Here is a 17,063-nt window from a genome sequence, read left to right as displayed (position 1 = left end):
GCCCCGGTCCTGAGGACCGGGGCCTTCTTTCCGAGCGGACGACCAGGTTCGAACTGGCGACCTCAACCTTGGCAAGGTTGCGCTCTACCAACTGAGCTACGTCCGCATGCGCCGTGGCGCGGAGACCACTATACCCAACCTCGCTCGCGTGCGAGACGGACTGCCGTATGCCGGTTCTCGGCACCCAGCTTCGAGGCGGCGGACGACAGATAGTTCCGCACGGTCCCCTGTGACAGCGAGGCCCGTTCGGCGATCTCCGCGACCGGTGCGCCGTCGGCCGCCAGCGTCAGCACTTCCGCCTCCCGGGCGGTCAGCGGAGAGTCCCCGGCGGAGATCGCGTCGGCCGCCAACTCCGGGTCCACGTAACGGTTTCCGGCGTGCACGCTGCGGATGATCTCCGCGAGCCGCTGGGCACTCAGCGTCTTCGGGACAAAGCCCCGCACACCCGCTGTCAGTGCCCTTTTCAGATGTCCCGGCAGTCCGTGGCTGGTGACGATCATCGTTCGGCACGTGGGCAGTTCGGCCCGCAGCGATGTGGCCACACTCACACCGTCGGCGCCCGGCATCTGGAGATCGAGGACCGCGACGTCGGGCCGGTGCGCCAGCGCCATGGCGAGCGCCTCCGAACCCGAGGCCGCCTCCGCGACGACCACGAGGTCCTCCTCCAGCGCGAGAAGCGCGGCGAGCGCCCCGCGGATCAGATGCTCGTCGTCGGCGAGCAGTACACGTACGGTCACACCGCCTCCCTCATGTCGGCTCGTGTCAGCGGTACGCGGGCCGTCAGCCGGAACCGTCCGCCGTCCACCGGGCCCGCCTCCAGGGCGCCGTCCACCGCGGACAGCCGCTCCCGCAGACCGGTCAGACCCGAGCCGGGCGCGGCCACCGCGGCACCCGCTCCGTCGTTCTCGACGACGAGGACGACGCCGTCGTCCGCCGTGTCCACCGCGATCGTGCAGCGCCGCGCGTCCCCGTGCCGCAGCACGTTGGTGGTGGCCTCCCGGACCACCCAGCCGAGCGCGGACTGCACATCGCCGGGCAGGACCGTGTCCCCCGCGGTCACGGTGCAGGCGATGCCTGCGGCCGCCAACACGCCCCGCGCCCCCTCCAGTTCGACGCGCAGATCCGCCTCGCGATAGCCGCGCACCACGTCCCGCACCTCCCGCTGCGACTCCTGCGCGATGCGCTGGACCTCGGTCATCTGGTCGACCGCCTCGGGCCGCTCGCGCCGGGCCAGCTGGACCGCCAGTTCGCTCTTCAGGGCGATGACGGCGAGATTGCGTCCCAGGACGTCGTGCAGATCGCGGCCGAAGCGCAGCCGCTCCTCGGCGACCGCGAGCCGTGCCTGAACGTCCCGAGCCTCCCGCAGCTCCCACATCACCGCCAGCACCCACATCGACGCACGCGCGGTGAAGGCCATCCACCCGGTGCTGAAGGCGAGGGCGGGCAGGACGATGAGCATCTCCTGAACCGAGCTGCCGGTCGCCGTGAGCAGTCCGGCCACGGCGAGGAGCACGCCGAGCTGGACCAGGACCGAGACCCGGTTGGGCACGAGCAGCGTGTGGACGGTCAGAAAGGGGACGACCGCCGCCGCCAGCATGGTGGGCAGCAGCCCTTCGAGATCGACGGTGGCCGCCAGCACGGCCACCCCGCCGGCCGTGGCGGCCGTCGCGGCGGCGGCCTGGCCCAGCAGCCGCGGGGGCAGCTGCCCTCTGCCCAGGTACACGTCCATCGCGTGCCGGAGGAGACGGCCGCACAGCACGCCCGTCACGACGCAGCAGAGCAGCGTGGCCAGCAGGACCGGCGTCTGTCCGCCATTGCGCACCGGCCTGGTCATCAGCAGCAGCGCCAGCCCGACGGGCCCGAACCAGATGATCAGATGCACGGTGCCGCGGGTGTAGAGGTCCACCTTGGCCAGACCGCTGCGTTTGCTCCATGCCTTCACCGGCACACGTACTCCCGAGGTCAGCGACGGGGTTCCCAGCGGAACCACCGTTGCACAGCGAACACCGAGACCACGACCCAGGCCAGGGCGGTCATCGCGGCGCCCAGCAGTTCCCCGGAGCCGGTGTCGCCGAGCCAGCCCGCCCGTACGAGCGTCATCGCTCCGGTGAGTGGCAGCAGTTCACAGACCGAGGCGATCCTGTCCGGCAGGACGTCCAGCGGAAACAGCAGGCCGGAGCCCGGCAGGGAGATCAGGAACATTGGCATCGTGGTGATCTGCGAGCTCTCCACGGTGCGGGTGAACGCGGAGGTGGCGGCGGCGAGGGCGGCCATCAGCAGTGTCCCCAGCAGGATGCCGACGACGAGCAGGTCGGGCCGCCGGGGTGCCCCGAGATCCAGCAGGGCCATGCCGGCGATCACGATCAGCAGACACTGCGCGAGCGCGAGCCCGACGGCGGGCAGCGCGGTCCCGGTGAGGATCTCGTGGTCCGGCACCTCTCCGGTGCGCAGCCGCTTGAGCACCAGTTCCTCGCGCCGGGCCACATAGGCCGAGACCAGGTTGAGATGGACGACGAGGATCAGCACCATCCCGATCCCGCCGGTCATCGTCGCTTCGCCGATGCTCATCCCGGTCGGGCCGAGGTCCATGCCGTCCAGCGTCGACGCCATCAGCATGATCATCGCCGGGGGCATGAGCAGGGCCACGAAGAGGGTGGTCCGGTTGCGTACGAGGAGGGTCAGCTCCGCGCGCCCGAGCGCGTTGAGCCTGCGTGTGGTGGCGTTCATGTCACACCCCTGCCGTTTCGGTCTGCGCGATGTCGAGGAAGGCGTCCTCGAGGGAGGCGGAGCGGGCGTCGAGCGCTTCGAGGCGTACGTCCGACTCCCGTGCCCAGCGCAGCAGTTCGCCGAGGTCGTCCTGGAGTTCGTGCGTACGGATCTCGACGCGGCGGCCCATGGCCCCGGCCTGGAGGGACAGCGGCAGCCGTCCGGCCGGGAAGCCCTCGGGGAGGAGGAAACGGATCCTGGCGGGCCGGGACGCGGTCACCTCGGCGGGGGTGCCGCCGGTCACGATCCGTCCCTGGTGCATGATCGCCAGCCGGTCGGCCAGCGACTCGGCCTCCTCCAGATAGTGCGTGGTCAGCAGCACGGTGGTGCCGCCCTCCCGCAGGGCGCGCACCAACTCCCAGGTGTCGCGCCGCCCCTCGGCGTCCAGGCCGGTCGTCGGCTCGTCGAGGAAGAGCACCTCGGGCCGTCCGAGCAGCGCCAGCGCCAGATCCAGCCGCCGCCGCTCACCGCCGGAGAGCTGCTTGACGCGGACGCCGGACCGCCTCCCGAGCCCGACGAGCTCCAGGGCTTCCGGGACGGGCCGTGCTCCGGTGGTGCAACCGGCCCACATGCGGGCGGTCTCGGCGACCGTGAGATCGGAAGGGAAGCCGCCTTCCTGGAGCATGACCCCGATCCGGGGCCGCACGGCGGAGCGGTCGCGGTACGGGTCGTGGCCGAGGACCCGCACGGACCCGCCGGTCGGCCGGGCGAGTCCTTCGAGCAGTTCGACGGTGGAGGTCTTGCCGGCGCCGTTCGTCCCGAGCAGCGCGAAGATCTCGCCGCGCGGGACGGAGAAGGAGATCCCGCTCACGGCCTCGAAGCCCCCGGTGTAGGAGCGCCGGACCTGCTCGGCCCGGATCACGTGGTCGTCTGTGGTCATGTCTCAAGGCTTCCGCCCGTACGGGCCGCCGAGCAGTGCGCCCTGTCATCGGCCCCGATGACAAATGTCATGGGCGCGGCAGCCGGTCCGGTCCGGGTCGGCAGGGGTACGGGAATCCGGGCCGGCAGGGGTGCGGGAAAACGACGAAGGCCCTGGTCGATGACCAGGGCCTTCGTTCCGGAGCGGACGACCAGGTTCGAACTGGCGACCTCAACCTTGGCAAGGTTGCGCTCTACCAACTGAGCTACGTCCGCATTGCTCCCGCTCAGCTCTCACTGGGCGGTGCCGCATCACCTTACCCGATCCCCGTGAGAGGACGGTAAAGCGATGAGAGCGGGTGACAGGAATTGCACACTGCGCCTTCCCCCTGGAAGGGGGATGTTCTACTACTGAACTACACCCGCACGCTGCGTGAGGTGGGGCCTTGCGGCCTCGCCCCTCGGCGTGCTCCAGACTCTAGCCGAACAGCAGGGGTGCTGTGCAACTCGGATCGGCGCGCGGCGCTCAACTGGCTTCGCGGAACGCCTCGTAGACCGCCTTCGGGATGCGTCCGCGCGCGGGCACGTCCATCTTGTTGGACTGCGCCCAGGCCCGTACGGCTGCCGGGGCCGGTTCGAGCGAGGTGTGCGTGTAGGCGGTGCGGGCCCTGCCGCGTCTGCCGGTGTCCCTCTGCTTCCGGCCGGCCGCGACGTACGGGGCGAGCGCCTTGCGCAGTTTCTTTGCATTGGCGGGATTGAGGTCGATCTCGTACGACTTCCCGTCCAGGGCGAACGTGACCGTTTCCGCCGCTTCTCCGCCGTCGATGTCGTCGAAGAGCGCGACCACTACTCGCTGAGCCACGGATATCGGTCCTTTCCCTGCGGTGTCACCCGTTCTGACATGCGGTGCCACCGGCTTTCCGGCTGCCGAGGGGCAAAGATGCTTTCCTCTGTATTCCTTTGTACAGCGGCCGACGACACATTGTGAAGCCCACTCAATTACATGCGCGTGTCCGGAGCAATGACGGGCGGGATATTTTTCCTGGATTTTCTCCCTGCGTTACCCAGGATGTTCTCGGGATATCTACGCGAGTAGATTTTCCGGCCGGGTACGCTGAGGGAACCGCCCTCGCAACACACCACCGGGAGTGCCCGTGGCACGCGTCGTAGTCGACGTCATGCTCAAGCCCGAGATCCTCGACCCCCAGGGACAGGCAGTTCAGCGCGCACTGCCCCGTCTCGGATTCGACGGCATCGCGGACGTACGTCAGGGAAAGCGTTTCGAGCTGGAGGTGGACGGGCCGGTCGATGACGCCGCCCTCGCCCGCATCCACGAGATGGCCGAAACGTTCCTCGCCAACACCGTCATCGAGGACTTCGTCGTAAAGGTGGAGTCGTGACAGCTCGCATCGGAGTCGTCACTTTCCCCGGAACGCTGGACGACCGGGACAGCCTGCGCGCCGTGCGTCTCGCCGGCGCCGAGCCCGTCTCCCTCTGGCACCGCGACAAGGACCTCAAGCAGGTCGACGCCGTGGTCCTCGCCGGAGGTTTCTCCTACGGGGACTATCTGCGCGCCGGAGCCATCTCCCGGTTCTCGCCGGTGATGGAGACGCTCATCGAGCAGGCCAGGGCGGGACTTCCGGTCCTCGGTATCTGCAACGGCTTCCAGATCCTCACCGAGTCGCATCTGCTGCCGGGCGCGATGCTGCGCAACAACCACCTCCACTTCATCTGCCGCGACCAGAAGCTCCGGGTGGAGAACGCGACGACCGCGTGGACCGCCGATTACGAGGCGGGCCAGGAGATCTCCGTACCGCTGAAGAACATCGACGGCCGCTACGTCGCCGCCGAGCGTGTCCTCGACGAGCTCGAGGCCGAGGGCCGGGTGGCCTTCCGCTACCTCGACGGGAATCCGAACGGCTCGCTCCGTGACATCGCCGGCATCACCAACGCCGAGGGCAACGTCGTCGGCCTGATGCCGCACCCCGAGCACGCAGTCGAGCCGCTGGTCGGCACCGGCCGCACCGACGGCCTCGCCTTCTTCACCTCGATCATCAAGAAGCTGGTCACCGTATGACCCTCGACACCGTCAAGCACGCCACCGAGACGCCGGACGTCGACCAGCCCTGGGCCGAACTGGGCCTGAAGCAGGACGAGTACGCGCGGATCAACGAGATCCTCGGCCGCCGTCCCACCGGCGCCGAGCTCGCCATGTACTCCGTCATGTGGTCGGAGCACTGCTCGTACAAGTCCAGCAAGGTCCATCTCAAGCAGTTCGGTGAGAAGGTCCCCGAGAACGACGCCATGCTCGTCGGCATCGGCGAGAACGCCGGCGTCGTCGACGTCGGCCAGGGGTACGCGGTCACCTTCAAGGTCGAGTCGCACAACCACCCCAGCTACATCGAGCCCTACCAGGGCGCGGCCACCGGCGTCGGCGGCATCGTCCGCGACATCCTCGCGATGGGCGCGCGCCCCGTGGCCGTCGTCGACCCGCTGCGCTTCGGCGCCGCCGACCACCCCGACACCAAGCGGGTGCTGCCCGGTGTCGTCGCGGGCATCGGCGGCTACGGAAACTGTCTGGGCCTGCCGAACATCGGCGGCGAAGTCGTCTTCGACTCCTGCTACCAGGGCAACCCGCTGGTCAACGCCGGCTGCATCGGCGTGATGAAGCACGAGGACATCCACCTCGCGCAGGCCTCGGGCCCCGGCAACAAGGTCATCCTCTACGGCGCCCGCACCGGCGGCGACGGCATCGGCGGCGTCTCGGTCCTCGCGTCCGAGACCTTCGACGCGACCGGCCCGGCCAAGCGCCCCGCCGTCCAGGTCGGCGACCCCTTCCAGGAGAAGCTCCTCATCGAGTGCACCCTGGAGATCTTCCGCGAGCACCTCGTCGCCGGCATCCAGGACCTCGGCGGTGCCGGGCTGTCCTGCGCCACCAGCGAGCTGGCGAGCGCCGGCTCCGGCGGCATGCGGGTCGAGCTGGACACCGTGCCGCTGCGCGACTCCTCGCTCTCGCCCGAGGAGATCCTCATGAGCGAGTCGCAGGAGCGCATGTGCGCGGTGGTCGAGCCGGACAAGGTCGACCGCTTCCTGGAGATCTGCGAGAAGTGGGACGTCATCGCCACCGTCATCGGTGAGGTGACCGAGGGCGAGCGGCTGGAGATCTTCTGGCACGGCGAGCAGATCGTGGACGTGCCCCCGCGGTCCGTGGCGCACGACGGCCCGGTCTACCACCGGCCGTTCGCCCGCCCGGAGTGGCAGGACGCCCTCCAGGCCGACGACGCGGGCAAGCTGCCCCGTCCGTCGACCTCGCAGGAGCTGCGCGAGCAGGTCCTGAAGCTGGTCGCCTCGCCGAACCAGGCCTCGAAGGCATGGATCACCGACCAGTACGACCGCTTCGTGCAGGGCAACACCGTCCTGGCGCAGCCCGAGGACGCGGGCATGGTCCGGATCGACGAGGAGTCGAACCTGGGCGTGGCCATGGCGACCGACGGCAACGGCCGGTACGCCAAGCTCGACCCGTACACCGGTGCGCAGCTCGCGCTGGCGGAGGCGTACCGCAATGTCGCCGCCTCCGGTGCCAAGCCGCTCGCCATCTCCGACTGCCTGAACTTCGGTTCGCCCGAGGACCCGGCCGTCATGTGGCAGTTCGCCGAGGCCACCCGCGGTCTCGCGGACGGCTGCCTGCAGCTCGGCACCCCGGTCACCGGCGGCAATGTGTCGCTCTACAACCAGACCGGTGAGACGGCGATCCACCCGACGCCGGTCGTGGCGGTGCTCGGTGTGATCGACGACGTCACGCGCCGTACGCCCATCGCGTTCGCGGAGGAGGGGCAGCTGCTGTACCTCCTCGGGGACACGAAGGAGGAGTTCGGCGGGTCGGCCTGGTCCCAGGTCGTCCACGACCACCTCGGCGGCATGCCGCCGGCCGTGGACCTGGACCGCGAGAAGCTGCTCGGCGAGATCCTGATCTCGGCCTCCCGCGACGGCATGATCGACGCGGCGCACGACCTCTCGGACGGCGGTCTGATCCAGGCGGTCGTCGAGTCCTGCCTGCGCGGCCGGACGGGCGCGCGGCTGGTCGTCCCGGACGGTCTGGACGCCTTCACCTTCCTGTTCAGCGAGTCGGCGGGGCGCGCGGTTGTCTCCGTGCCGCGCAGCGAGGAGCTCCGCTTCACCGACATGTGCGGTGCGCGGGGCCTGCCGGTGACCCGTATCGGTGTCGTGGACGGTGACGAGATCGAGGTCCAGGGCGAGTTCGGTATCGCGCTGAGCGAGCTGCGCACGGCGCACGAGGAGACGATCCCGGGTCTGCTGGTCTGACCGCGGCATCCGCCGAGCCCCTGCCCCCTTCCCGGGGGCGGGGGCTCCGTCGTGTCCGGACACCGCACCGCTGCACCGTTGCGCGTGATTACGTAATTACGTATGTTGGCATCATGGAACTGGAAGAACGGGTCGCCGCGCTGGAACGCCGGCTCGCCGCCTTGGAGCAGGCGGACCGCGCGGCTCCCCGGCTGGGCGAGGGCGACTTCTGGGCGCTGGAGGGCCTCAAGGAGCAGCTCGCCGAGGCCGGTGCGCAGACCGGCGGCGTGCTGTTCACCGGGGCCGTACGGCTGCCGACGCAGGAGCAGTACGAATGGCAGTACGGCCTGCTGAGCGAGCAGCTGCTCGACGGCGACTGGTCGGACGCCGCTGACTCCTTCGCCGCTCTCGGCCATGCCGTACGGCTGCGGCTGCTGCGCGAGATCCTCGGCGGCCGGCGCACCGCGGCCGAGCTCACCGAGCTCGAAGGACTCGGCACGACCGGCCAGATCTACCACCATCTGCGCCAGCTGACCGCCGCGGGCTGGCTGCACACCGCGAGCCGTGGCCGCTACGAGGTACCGGGAGCACGGGTGGTGCCCCTGCTGGTCGCGCTTGCCGCGGCCCGCCCCTAGCGCCCCGTCCGATTCCCGGAACCGCCCCGACCGCTCCGAGAGCCCTGAGAGGTGACGACGATGTCCGTCCGGAAGCTGTTGACCGTGGCCCAGCGCGTCTGCTGGGTCGTCTTCTTCGCGCTGGTTGTCACGAGCCTCGTCACCGAGCTGCCCTTCTCCCCGCACTGGGTCTGGCTGCCCGCCGTCCTCGCTCTCGCCATCGTCGTGGAGCTGAGCCGCCGCGCGCGCCGCGCCCACGCCCACCGGCCGCCCGCCGTCGAGGTGGGGCCCCCGGTCGCGGGCCGGTGGACGGCGCTCAACAGCCCCGCGGACAAGGTGCCGAGCCACGGGGTCCACGCCTACGGGCAGACGTACGCCATCGACATCGTCGCCGAGCCCGAGAAGGGCGCGCGCCCCGCGTTCGCGTGGCTCTGGCCCCTCGCCCGCCGCAACAGCGCCTTCCCGGCCTTCGGCGCACCGCTGTTCGCGGTCGCGGACGCCACCGTCGTGCACGCCTCGGACGGACGGCGCGACCATCTGAGCCGCAACTCTCTCGCCATGCTGGTCTACATGCTGCTGGTGGAGGCGAGCGTGCGGGACATCGGCGGTGCCTCCTGGGTCGTGGGCAACCACATCGTCCTGGACCTGGGCGACGGCACCTACGCGATGTACGCCCACGTCCAGCGCGGTTCGCTGAGCGTCCGCGCGGGCGACACCGTCCGTGCCGGGCAGCAGATCGCCCGCTGCGGGAACTCCGGCAACTCCAGTGAGCCTCACGTCCACTTCCAGCTGATGGACGGGCCGGACCTGGACACCGCCCGGGGCGTCCCGTTCGCGTGGCGCGGCATCGGTGTCCCGCGCAACGGCGAGACGTTCACGGCCGACGCTTCCCCTGCCACCTCCCCGGACCCTTCGCGGGCCGCTTCCCCGGCTGGAGAAACAGCCCTGCCGACGCAGGGTGATTGATTACCCTCGGGCCATGCCACCAGCCAGGAAGCGCACCCGCAGCTACGACCCCGCCAAGATCCGTACGGCCGTGCTGACCCAGTTCGGCCACGTACGCGACGGGGTGTCGAAGCTCACGCCGGAGCAGCAGGAGCTGCCCACCCGGCTGGGGGACTGGACCGTACGCGAGCTGGCCGCCCATCTGTCCATGGCCGTCGCCGTCGTCGCCCGCAACCTCGCCCTGCCGGAGCCCGCACGGCAGGAAGTCGCCCTGCTGGACTGGCCGTTCGCCACGGCCTCGGCCGCCGGCCAGGTCGACGAGGACGTCCGCGCACTGGTGGCCGGCGCCACCACCGACGAGCTGTACGAGCAGGCGGCCGTCCGTATCGAGGAAGCGCTGGCGGGTGTTCCCGACGACCGGCTGATCCCGACCCGGTTCGGAGCCATGCGCCTCGGCGACTTCCTCGTCACACGGACCGTCGAACTCATCGTCCACACCGACGATCTGAACGACGCGGCCGGGACGGCGATCCCGTACGACCGGCAGGCGCTCGCCGCCTGCACCCGGCTCCTGGCCGACGCGCTCGCCGTGAAGGCGCCGGGGGGTTCGGTCGAGGTCCGGGTGCCGCCCTACGCGGTCGTCCAGTGTGTCGAGGGCCCCCGGCACACCCGGGGCACCCCGCCCAATGTCGTCGAGACCGACCCGCTGACCTGGATCCGGCTCGCCACCGGACGCACCGGCTGGGCCGATGCACTCGATGCCGCGAAGGTGAGCGCCAGCGGGGAGCGGGCCGACCTCGCCGCGCTGCTGCCGGTCCTGGGCTGATCCGGACAGGCATCCCGCGCCCGGTGTACGGACAGGCATCCCGCGCCCGGTGTACAGACAGGCATCCCGCGCCCGGTGTACGAGCGGGAACCGGAGCGCGGTGTGCTCCGTCACATCGGTATGCGTAACCAGCTGAGCATCCCTGTCACTGCCCTGGCCCTCCTCGCGCTCGCAGCCTGCGGCACGGAATCGGGATCCGGTTCCGGGTCGGGCGGCGACGGGGGCGGATCGGTCACGACCGACCTGCCCCTGACCGGCGTGCACTGGAGCGTCGACAGCGTCACCGTCGACGGCAAGAAGTCCGCGGCCCCGAACGGCGCGCATGTCGAGATCACCGACAAGGGCCGCGCCCAGGGCAACTACGGCTGCAACCAGTTCGGCGCGGCCGTGAAGGTCGAGGGCGACACCGTCACCGTCGGCAAGGGCGAGATGACCGAGATGGGCTGCGCCGAGGACATCCAGGGCTTCGAGGAGGCGATGAAGGACGCCTTCACCGGGAAGCTCAAGGCCAAGCTCGTCGACAAGAACCTCACCCTGACCACCCCGAAGGGCGATTCGATCACCCTGACCTCCGAGCCGGCCGCACCCCTCGCGGGGACCAAGTGGACGGTGAACTCGCTGCTCACGGGCGATGTCGCGACCTCCCTGCCGGCCGGCACCGAGAAGAACGCCTATTTCACCCTCGCCAAGGACGGCTCCGTGCGCGGCAGCCTCGGCTGCAACACCTTCAGCAGCACGGCGAAGGTCTCCGGCTCGATGATCACCTTCGACCGCCTGGCCAGCACCCGGAAGATGTGCGCCGGCACCGCGGGCACGGTGGAGAACCACATGCGCAAGGCGCTCGAGGGAAAGGTGACGTTCACCCTTCAGCACCGCGGTCTCACCCTCACCGCGGCGAATGGAAAAGGCATCTCCGCGAACGCCACCACCGGGTGACCGTGCGGTCACCGAGAGGCCCGGGTACTCCCCAATTCGGACCAGTGGTCGATCTCGCCTACACTCGGTGCCGTGCCACGTGGTGACGGTCGACTCAGTCATGATCTTCTCCCCGGTGAGAAAGGCCCCCAGGACGCTTGTGGCGTCTTCGGTGTCTGGGCTCCGGGCGAAGAGGTCGCAAAGCTCACTTACTTCGGGCTCTACGCCCTTCAGCATCGAGGTCAGGAATCCGCGGGAATCGCGGTGAGCAACGGTTCCCAGATCCTCGTCTTCAAGGACATGGGCCTCGTTTCGCAGGTCTTCGACGAGACGTCCCTCGGATCTCTCCAGGGACACATCGCGGTCGGTCACGCCCGCTACTCGACGACCGGCGCCTCCGTGTGGGAGAACGCGCAGCCGACATTCCGGGCCACGGCCCACGGCTCCATCGCGCTCGGCCACAACGGCAACCTGGTCAACACCGCCGAGCTCGCCGGGCTCGTCGCCGATCTGCCCCGGCAGGACGGACGCTCCACCCAGGTCGCGGCGACCAACGACACCGACCTCGTGACCGCGCTCCTCGCGGGCCAGGTCGACGACGACGGCAAGCCGCTGACCATCGAGGAAGCCGCCGCCAAGATCCTCCCCGACGTCAAGGGCGCCTTCTCGCTCGTCTTCATGGACGAGGGCACCCTGTACGCGGCCCGGGACCCGCAGGGCATCCGCCCGCTCGTCCTCGGCCGCCTGGACCGCGGCTGGGTCGTCGCGAGCGAGTCCGCCGCCCTCGACATCTGCGGCGCGAGCTACGTCCGCGAGATCGAGCCGGGCGAGCTCGTCGCCATCGACGAGAACGGTCTCCGCACCCAGCGATTCGCGGAAGCGAAGCCCAAGGGCTGTGTCTTCGAGTACGTCTACCTGGCTCGCCCCGACACCGACATCGCCGGCCGGAACGTCTACCTCTCCCGGGTGGAGATGGGCCGGAAGCTCGCCAAGGAAGCGCCGGTCGACGCGGACCTGGTGATAGCGACGCCGGAATCCGGCACCCCCGCGGCCATCGGCTACGCCGAGGCCAGCGGCATCCCCTACGGCTCCGGCCTGGTGAAGAACGCCTATGTGGGCCGCACCTTCATCCAGCCCTCACAGACCATTCGCCAGCTGGGCATCCGACTCAAGCTGAATCCCCTCAAGGAAGTCATCCGGGGCAAGCGCCTGGTCGTCGTGGACGACTCGATCGTCCGCGGCAACACCCAGCGCGCCCTGGTCAAGATGCTCCGCGAAGCCGGCGCCGCCGAGGTCCACATCCGGATCTCGTCCCCGCCGGTGAAGTGGCCCTGCTTCTTCGGCATCGACTTCGCCACCCGCGCGGAGCTCATCGCCAACGGCATGACGGTCGACGAGATCGCCACCTCGATGGGTGCCGACTCGCTCTCCTACATCTCCATCGACGGCATGATCGAGGCCACGACCATCGACAAGCCGAACCTCTGCCGCGCCTGCTTCGACGGCGAGTACCCGATGGACCTCCCCGACCCCGAGCTGCTCGGCAAGCAGCTTCTGGAGACCGAGCTTGCGGGCGGCGCCGACGCCGCCGACGCGCTCCGTCGCCCGTGAGACCCAGCTCAACGACACGAAAGTTCTCCAGCAATGTCTGCTGAATCTTCCGAGCGTGCCCCGCACGCGGGCACCGGTGCCAGCTACGCGGCCGCGGGTGTCGACATCGAGGCCGGCGACCGCGCCGTCGAGCTGATGAAGGAGTGGGTGAAGAAGACGCAGCGCCCCGAGACGGCGGGTCTCGGCGGCCTCGGCGGATTCGCCGGCCTCTTCGACGCCTCCGCCCTCAAGCGCTACGAGCGTCCGCTGCTCGCCTCCGCCACGGACGGCGTCGGCACCAAGGTCGATCTCGCCCGGAAGATGGGCGTGTACGACACGATCGGCCACGACCTCGTGGGCATGGTCGTCGACGACCTCGTCGTCTGCGGTGCCGAGCCGCTGTTCATGACCGACTACATCTGCGTCGGCAAGGTCCACCCCGAGCGGGTCGCCGCGATCGTCAAGGGCATCGCCGAAGGCTGTGTGCTGGCCGGCTGCGCCCTGGTCGGCGGAGAGACGGCCGAGCACCCCGGTCTGCTGGGCGAGGACGACTTCGACGTCGCCGGCGCCGGCACCGGAGTGGTGGAGGCCGACCGGGTGCTGGGCCCGGATCGTATCCGTAAGGGTGACGCCGTGATCGCCATGGCGTCCTCGGGCCTTCACTCGAACGGGTACTCGCTCGTCCGTCATGTCCTTTTCGACCGGGCGAACATGTCGCTGGACCAGCAGGTCGAGGAGTTCGGCCGCACGCTCGGCGAGGAGCTGCTGGAGCCCACCAAGATCTACTCGCTGGACTGCCTGGCGCTCACCCGGACCACCGAGGTGCACGCCTTCAGCCACGTCACCGGCGGCGGACTCGCCAACAACCTGGCCCGCGTCGTGCCGGACGACCTGCACGCGGTCGTGGACCGGTCGACCTGGACGCCCGGTCCGGTCTTCGACCTCGTCGGCAGGGCCGGCCAGGTCGAGCGGCTGGAGCTGGAGAAGACGCTGAACATGGGCGTGGGCATGATCGCCGTCGTCCCCGAGGCATCGGTGGACGCGGCGCTGACCACGCTCGCGGACCGCGGTGTGGACGCCTGGGTGACCGGAGAGATCACCGAGCGCGGCGACCGGACCACCGGGGCGGAACTCACCGGCGACTACGCGAGCTGAACAGCACAGAACCCGGTCCGGGGCGAGCCCCGGACCGGGTCGGTGGGTACGACGTCAAGCGCCGCGGCGCTGTGACGACGGGCCGGACTCTTCGTCCTCGTCCTCGTCGTCGTTGTACAGGTCCGCGTACCGTGCGTACGGGTCGTCTTCCTCGTCGTCGTCCTCGAACGGCTCGCTGTTCGGCGGCTGGCTCGAAATCGGACTCGGAGTTGAAGCGCCCAGCTCGTTGGCCAGACGCGACAGGTCAGTCCCGCCGCTGTTGTACTTCAGCTGGCGGGCGACCTTTGTCTGCTTGGCCTTGGCCCGGCCGCGCCCCATGGCTCGACCCCCTCGGTGACGGGGCTCGACGGCCCCAGAGTCTTGACACGCGTTCATGAGTCGGAACGGGCTCTCCGTGGAGAGACCGGTCCGTAGAGCTTCAACGGTACCTGCTTCCGCGGCCATACGGTACGCCGCCCGCATGAGGTGCCACTTCACAGGACCCGCGAGGAGCCCCGTCCTCGCTGGTCAACTGCGATTTTAACCTCTTCTTGGCGGTCGACCCGCCGACCGGGGTGAGTCTTGTCTCCCGAGCGGCGGGCCGGCGTCCGTGCGATCAGCTCCGGCGGGCGTCCGCCATGCGCTGCTCGGCGATCCGGTCGGCTGCGGCAGCCGGCGGAATGCCGTCCTCCTTCGCACGTGCGAATATTGCCAGCGTGGTGTCGAAGATCTTCGACGCCTTGGCCTTGCAGCGGTCGAAGTCGAAGCCGTGGAGCTCGTCGGCGACCTGGATCACTCCGCCGGCGTTCACCACGTAGTCAGGGGCGTAGAGGATGCCGCGGTCCGCGAGGTCCTTCTCGACACCCGGGTGGGCGAGCTGGTTGTTGGCCGCGCCGCAGACCACCGTGGCGGTCAGCGCGGGGACCGAGCCGTCGTTCAAGGCACCACCGAGCGCACAGGGCGCGTAGACGTCCAGGCCCTCGGAGCGGATCAGCGTGTCGGTGTCCGCGACGGCGGTGACCTGCGGGTGCTTGTCACGGATGCGGCGTACGGACTCCTCGCGGACGTCCGTGATCACGACCTCGGCGCCGTCCTCGATCAGATGCTCCACGAGGTGGTGGCCGACCTTGCCGACGCCGGCGATGCCGACCCGGCGGCCGCGCAGCGAGGGCTCGCCCCACAGGTGCTGGGCCGAGGCGCGCATGCCCTGGAAGACGCCGTAGGCGGTGAGGACGGAGGAGTCCCCGGCGCCGCCGTTCTCGGGGGAGCGGCCTGTGGCCCAGCGGGTCTCACGGGCGACGACGTCCATGTCGGCGACATAGGTGCCGACGTCGCAGGCGGTGACGTAGCGGCCGCCGAGCGAGTCGACGAACCGGCCGTACGCCAGCAGCAGCTCCTCGCTCTTGAGGGTCTCGGGGTCACCGATGATGACCGCCTTGCCGCCGCCGTGGTCGAGACCGGCCATGGCGTTCTTGTACGACATCCCGCGGGAGAGGTTCAGCGCGTCGGCGACGGCCTCCGCCTCCGAGGCGTACGGGTAGAAGCGGGTGCCGCCCAGGCCGGGGCCCAGGGCGGTCGAGTGGAGGGCGATGACGGCCTTCAGGCCGGAGGCGCGGTCCTGGCACAGCACGACTTGCTCGTGGCCGCCCTGGTCCGATCGGAACAGAGTGTGCAGCACATCGACGGGGACGGGCGCGCCGGTCAGATCGGTCACTGTGGTGACTCCCAAGTACGAAGCGGCGGATGTGGAGGACCCCCTTGGGGTCTCCCCGTCGCTTGTGGCAGGGGAAGGGGTGGGGAGGTCCGTTTGGGCATGAGGGTAAGTCCTACGTCAGGGTAGATCCGACGCAGTGCCGAGGATCACCCCCTGGCGGAGTACGGGCGTGGAAGGATCGCGGCATGCCAGCGCTGTCCTCGGTCCCCGTTCCCTACGCGGCCTACCTGCGGGTCTACGAACCGCTGGCGGCCTTCCCGGACGCCGAACGGGCGCACTGGACCCGTTACGCCAAGCGGGAGAGCACCCCCACGGCACAGGACGAACTGCGGCGCTCGCTGGCGGACTTGCTGCCCACCCCGCCCGTCCCGGTGCCCGTCCACGAGAGCGGCGACGCCTTCGTCACGGAGATCGACGGCGTGATCTGTGTCTGCCCCTGGCGGACCCGGCTGCGCGGCTGGCTGGCGCTGGAGGAGCTGACCGAGCAGTTGCCGGCGGCGCTGCTGGACGCGGCGCTTCCGCCGGTCGTGCGCGGACAGGCAGCGGCCGACTACGAACAGTGGCGGGAGCGGAATCCGGACGCCCGGCCGTGGATCAGGACCGCGGTCTGGCAGGTGCCGGTGCGCTGGTTCGCGCTGTTCTCGGACGAGGAGCGCGTCTACGAGCCGGCCGGGCCCGAGGCCGCCGTGCTGCGCTACCGCACGCCGATGGTGCAGGCGCGGCGCCGGGTGGCCCGGTCGCTGCGGACGCTGCGGGAGTCGGCCGACGGCGGTCTGCTGACCGACGGGCTGGTGGACGTCGGCAAGTGGCTGGAGGAGTTCCATCCGCGCTCCCTGGTCGAGCTGGACTACGGCGGCCTGGTGCACGCGCTCGGCGGAGCGCACCTGGAGGAGGACCGCTCGGCGGCGGATCTGGCCGCGGGGATCACGGCGTTGGGGGAGGGCGACGGCGACGGCGCGAGCGCGGCGTACGCCCGTCTCGTGGAACGCTGGCGGGCCGTGAGGGACCTTCAGTTCGCAAACTGATCGGTTCTGGGGCTCGATGAGATCGCCGAGCCCCTCCGTCCAGGACGTAGGTCCCGATCCGGGCCTTTGTCTCAAGCGTGACGGACTGCACTAACTGGGCCCTTGCGCCTATCGCCTACCCTCGTGTCAAAATAGGACAAGGAGTCCGGGGAGGGCTCCTTCCGTCCAACTTCGGGCGGATTTCTCGGTATTGCGCTCTATGGGGGGTCTGGTGACTCCTGATCGCTCTGTGACTGATCGTCACTGTGGCGTGACTGTCCGTTATGGCATGGTCCATCGGCTTCCGCCACTGATGAACACCTCAGAGGGCAATTCCATCGGTTTGGCCGACGTGGCTGGACAGATGGTGTAGTTGTAGTGCCGAGGACAAGCCG

Annotated in this window: 17 protein-coding genes and 3 tRNA genes; 10 read left to right on the top strand and 10 right to left on the bottom strand. The window is 69.8% G+C overall.

Features of this window, described 5'->3' with window-relative positions; genetic code table 11:
- Window positions 1–33 precede the first annotated feature (33 nt).
- The 8 genes from ACFWU3_RS28970 to ACFWU3_RS28935 form a co-directional block, all read right to left on the bottom strand.
- A tRNA-Gly gene (locus tag ACFWU3_RS28970) sits at window positions 34–106 on the bottom strand.
- Window positions 107–128: 22 nt separating this feature from the next.
- Window positions 129–737, bottom strand: a complete 609-nt coding sequence (locus tag ACFWU3_RS28965) for a response regulator (protein WP_384443576.1) — start codon at window positions 735–737, stop codon at window positions 129–131.
- Window positions 734–1,942, bottom strand: coding sequence for a sensor histidine kinase (locus ACFWU3_RS28960; protein ID WP_384443581.1), 1,209 nt, complete (start codon window positions 1,940–1,942; stop codon window positions 734–736). Before ACFWU3_RS28960 ends, ACFWU3_RS28965 begins: the two co-directional genes overlap by 4 nt.
- A 20-nt stretch (window positions 1,943–1,962) precedes the next feature.
- On the bottom strand, window positions 1,963–2,727 hold the full coding sequence (locus ACFWU3_RS28955; RefSeq protein WP_384443574.1) for an ABC transporter permease: 765 nt from the start codon (window positions 2,725–2,727) through the stop codon (window positions 1,963–1,965).
- A 1-nt stretch (window position 2,728) separates the two neighbouring features.
- Complete coding sequence (locus ACFWU3_RS28950; protein ID WP_384443572.1) at window positions 2,729–3,646, bottom strand: ABC transporter ATP-binding protein; 918 nt, start codon at window positions 3,644–3,646, stop codon at window positions 2,729–2,731.
- A 181-nt stretch (window positions 3,647–3,827) separates the two neighbouring features.
- Window positions 3,828–3,900: transfer RNA gene (locus ACFWU3_RS28945), tRNA-Gly, on the bottom strand.
- 78 nt (window positions 3,901–3,978) lie between these two features.
- Window positions 3,979–4,050, bottom strand: a tRNA-Gly gene (locus ACFWU3_RS28940).
- Between the two features lie 100 nt (window positions 4,051–4,150).
- On the bottom strand, window positions 4,151–4,486 hold the full coding sequence (locus ACFWU3_RS28935; protein WP_352209516.1) for an Lsr2 family protein: 336 nt from the start codon (window positions 4,484–4,486) through the stop codon (window positions 4,151–4,153).
- Window positions 4,487–4,778: 292 nt separating this feature from the next.
- Here ACFWU3_RS28935 and purS point away from each other — a divergent pair, with 292 nt between their 5' ends.
- The 9 genes from purS (at window position 4,779) to purM (ending at window position 13,971) form a co-directional block, all read left to right on the top strand.
- Entirely contained in the window at window positions 4,779–5,024 is a 246-nt protein-coding gene (gene purS / locus ACFWU3_RS28930; RefSeq protein WP_147987130.1) for a phosphoribosylformylglycinamidine synthase subunit PurS, read from the top strand.
- Window positions 5,021–5,701: a phosphoribosylformylglycinamidine synthase subunit PurQ gene (purQ, locus tag ACFWU3_RS28925; protein WP_340473961.1), complete on the top strand. Its 681-nt coding sequence runs from the start codon at window positions 5,021–5,023 to the stop codon at window positions 5,699–5,701. Before purS ends, purQ begins: the two co-directional genes overlap by 4 nt.
- Window positions 5,698–7,947, top strand: a complete 2,250-nt coding sequence (gene purL / locus ACFWU3_RS28920; RefSeq protein WP_384443569.1) for a phosphoribosylformylglycinamidine synthase subunit PurL — start codon at window positions 5,698–5,700, stop codon at window positions 7,945–7,947. Before purQ ends, purL begins: the two co-directional genes overlap by 4 nt.
- Before the next feature lie 113 nt (window positions 7,948–8,060).
- A complete protein-coding gene (locus ACFWU3_RS28915) occupies window positions 8,061–8,561 on the top strand; it encodes an ArsR family transcriptional regulator (RefSeq protein ID WP_327682650.1) in 501 nt (166 codons plus the stop codon).
- Between the two features lie 60 nt (window positions 8,562–8,621).
- The gene (locus tag ACFWU3_RS28910) at window positions 8,622–9,506 is read left to right on the top strand and encodes a M23 family metallopeptidase (RefSeq protein ID WP_384443567.1); all 885 of its coding nucleotides are present in this window, start codon (window positions 8,622–8,624) and stop codon (window positions 9,504–9,506) included.
- Between the two features lie 13 nt (window positions 9,507–9,519).
- Window positions 9,520–10,311, top strand: coding sequence for a sterol carrier family protein (locus ACFWU3_RS28905; RefSeq protein WP_384443565.1), 792 nt, complete (start codon window positions 9,520–9,522; stop codon window positions 10,309–10,311).
- 120 nt (window positions 10,312–10,431) lie between these two features.
- Window positions 10,432–11,247 (top strand): META domain-containing protein, encoded by an 816-nt coding sequence (locus ACFWU3_RS28900; protein WP_384443580.1) that lies wholly within the window; start codon window positions 10,432–10,434, stop codon window positions 11,245–11,247.
- A 72-nt stretch (window positions 11,248–11,319) separates the two neighbouring features.
- Entirely contained in the window at window positions 11,320–12,837 is a 1,518-nt protein-coding gene (gene purF, locus ACFWU3_RS28895; protein WP_384443563.1) for an amidophosphoribosyltransferase, read from the top strand.
- Between the two features lie 33 nt (window positions 12,838–12,870).
- On the top strand, window positions 12,871–13,971 hold the full coding sequence (gene purM / locus ACFWU3_RS28890) for a phosphoribosylformylglycinamidine cyclo-ligase (RefSeq protein WP_384443561.1): 1,101 nt from the start codon (window positions 12,871–12,873) through the stop codon (window positions 13,969–13,971).
- 54 nt (window positions 13,972–14,025) lie between these two features.
- Here the strand turns inward: purM and ACFWU3_RS28885 are convergent, their stop codons facing one another.
- Both ACFWU3_RS28885 and ACFWU3_RS28880 read right to left on the bottom strand, forming a co-directional pair.
- A complete protein-coding gene (locus ACFWU3_RS28885; protein ID WP_313945468.1) occupies window positions 14,026–14,289 on the bottom strand; it encodes a DUF3073 domain-containing protein in 264 nt (87 codons plus the stop codon).
- A gap of 277 nt (window positions 14,290–14,566) precedes the next feature.
- Window positions 14,567–15,664 (bottom strand): Glu/Leu/Phe/Val dehydrogenase dimerization domain-containing protein, encoded by a 1,098-nt coding sequence (locus ACFWU3_RS28880; RefSeq protein WP_328861082.1) that lies wholly within the window; start codon window positions 15,662–15,664, stop codon window positions 14,567–14,569.
- 185 nt (window positions 15,665–15,849) lie between these two features.
- Here ACFWU3_RS28880 and ACFWU3_RS28875 point away from each other — a divergent pair, with 185 nt between their 5' ends.
- A complete protein-coding gene (locus tag ACFWU3_RS28875) occupies window positions 15,850–16,689 on the top strand; it encodes a hypothetical protein (protein WP_384443559.1) in 840 nt (279 codons plus the stop codon).
- Window positions 16,690–17,063 lie beyond the last annotated feature (374 nt).

This window comes from Streptomyces sp. NPDC058685 (genome assembly GCF_042714725.1).
In the GTDB taxonomy this organism is placed as follows: Bacteria; Actinomycetota; Actinomycetes; order Streptomycetales; family Streptomycetaceae; genus Streptomyces.
This window is presented reverse-complemented; position numbering and strand designations above follow the sequence as displayed.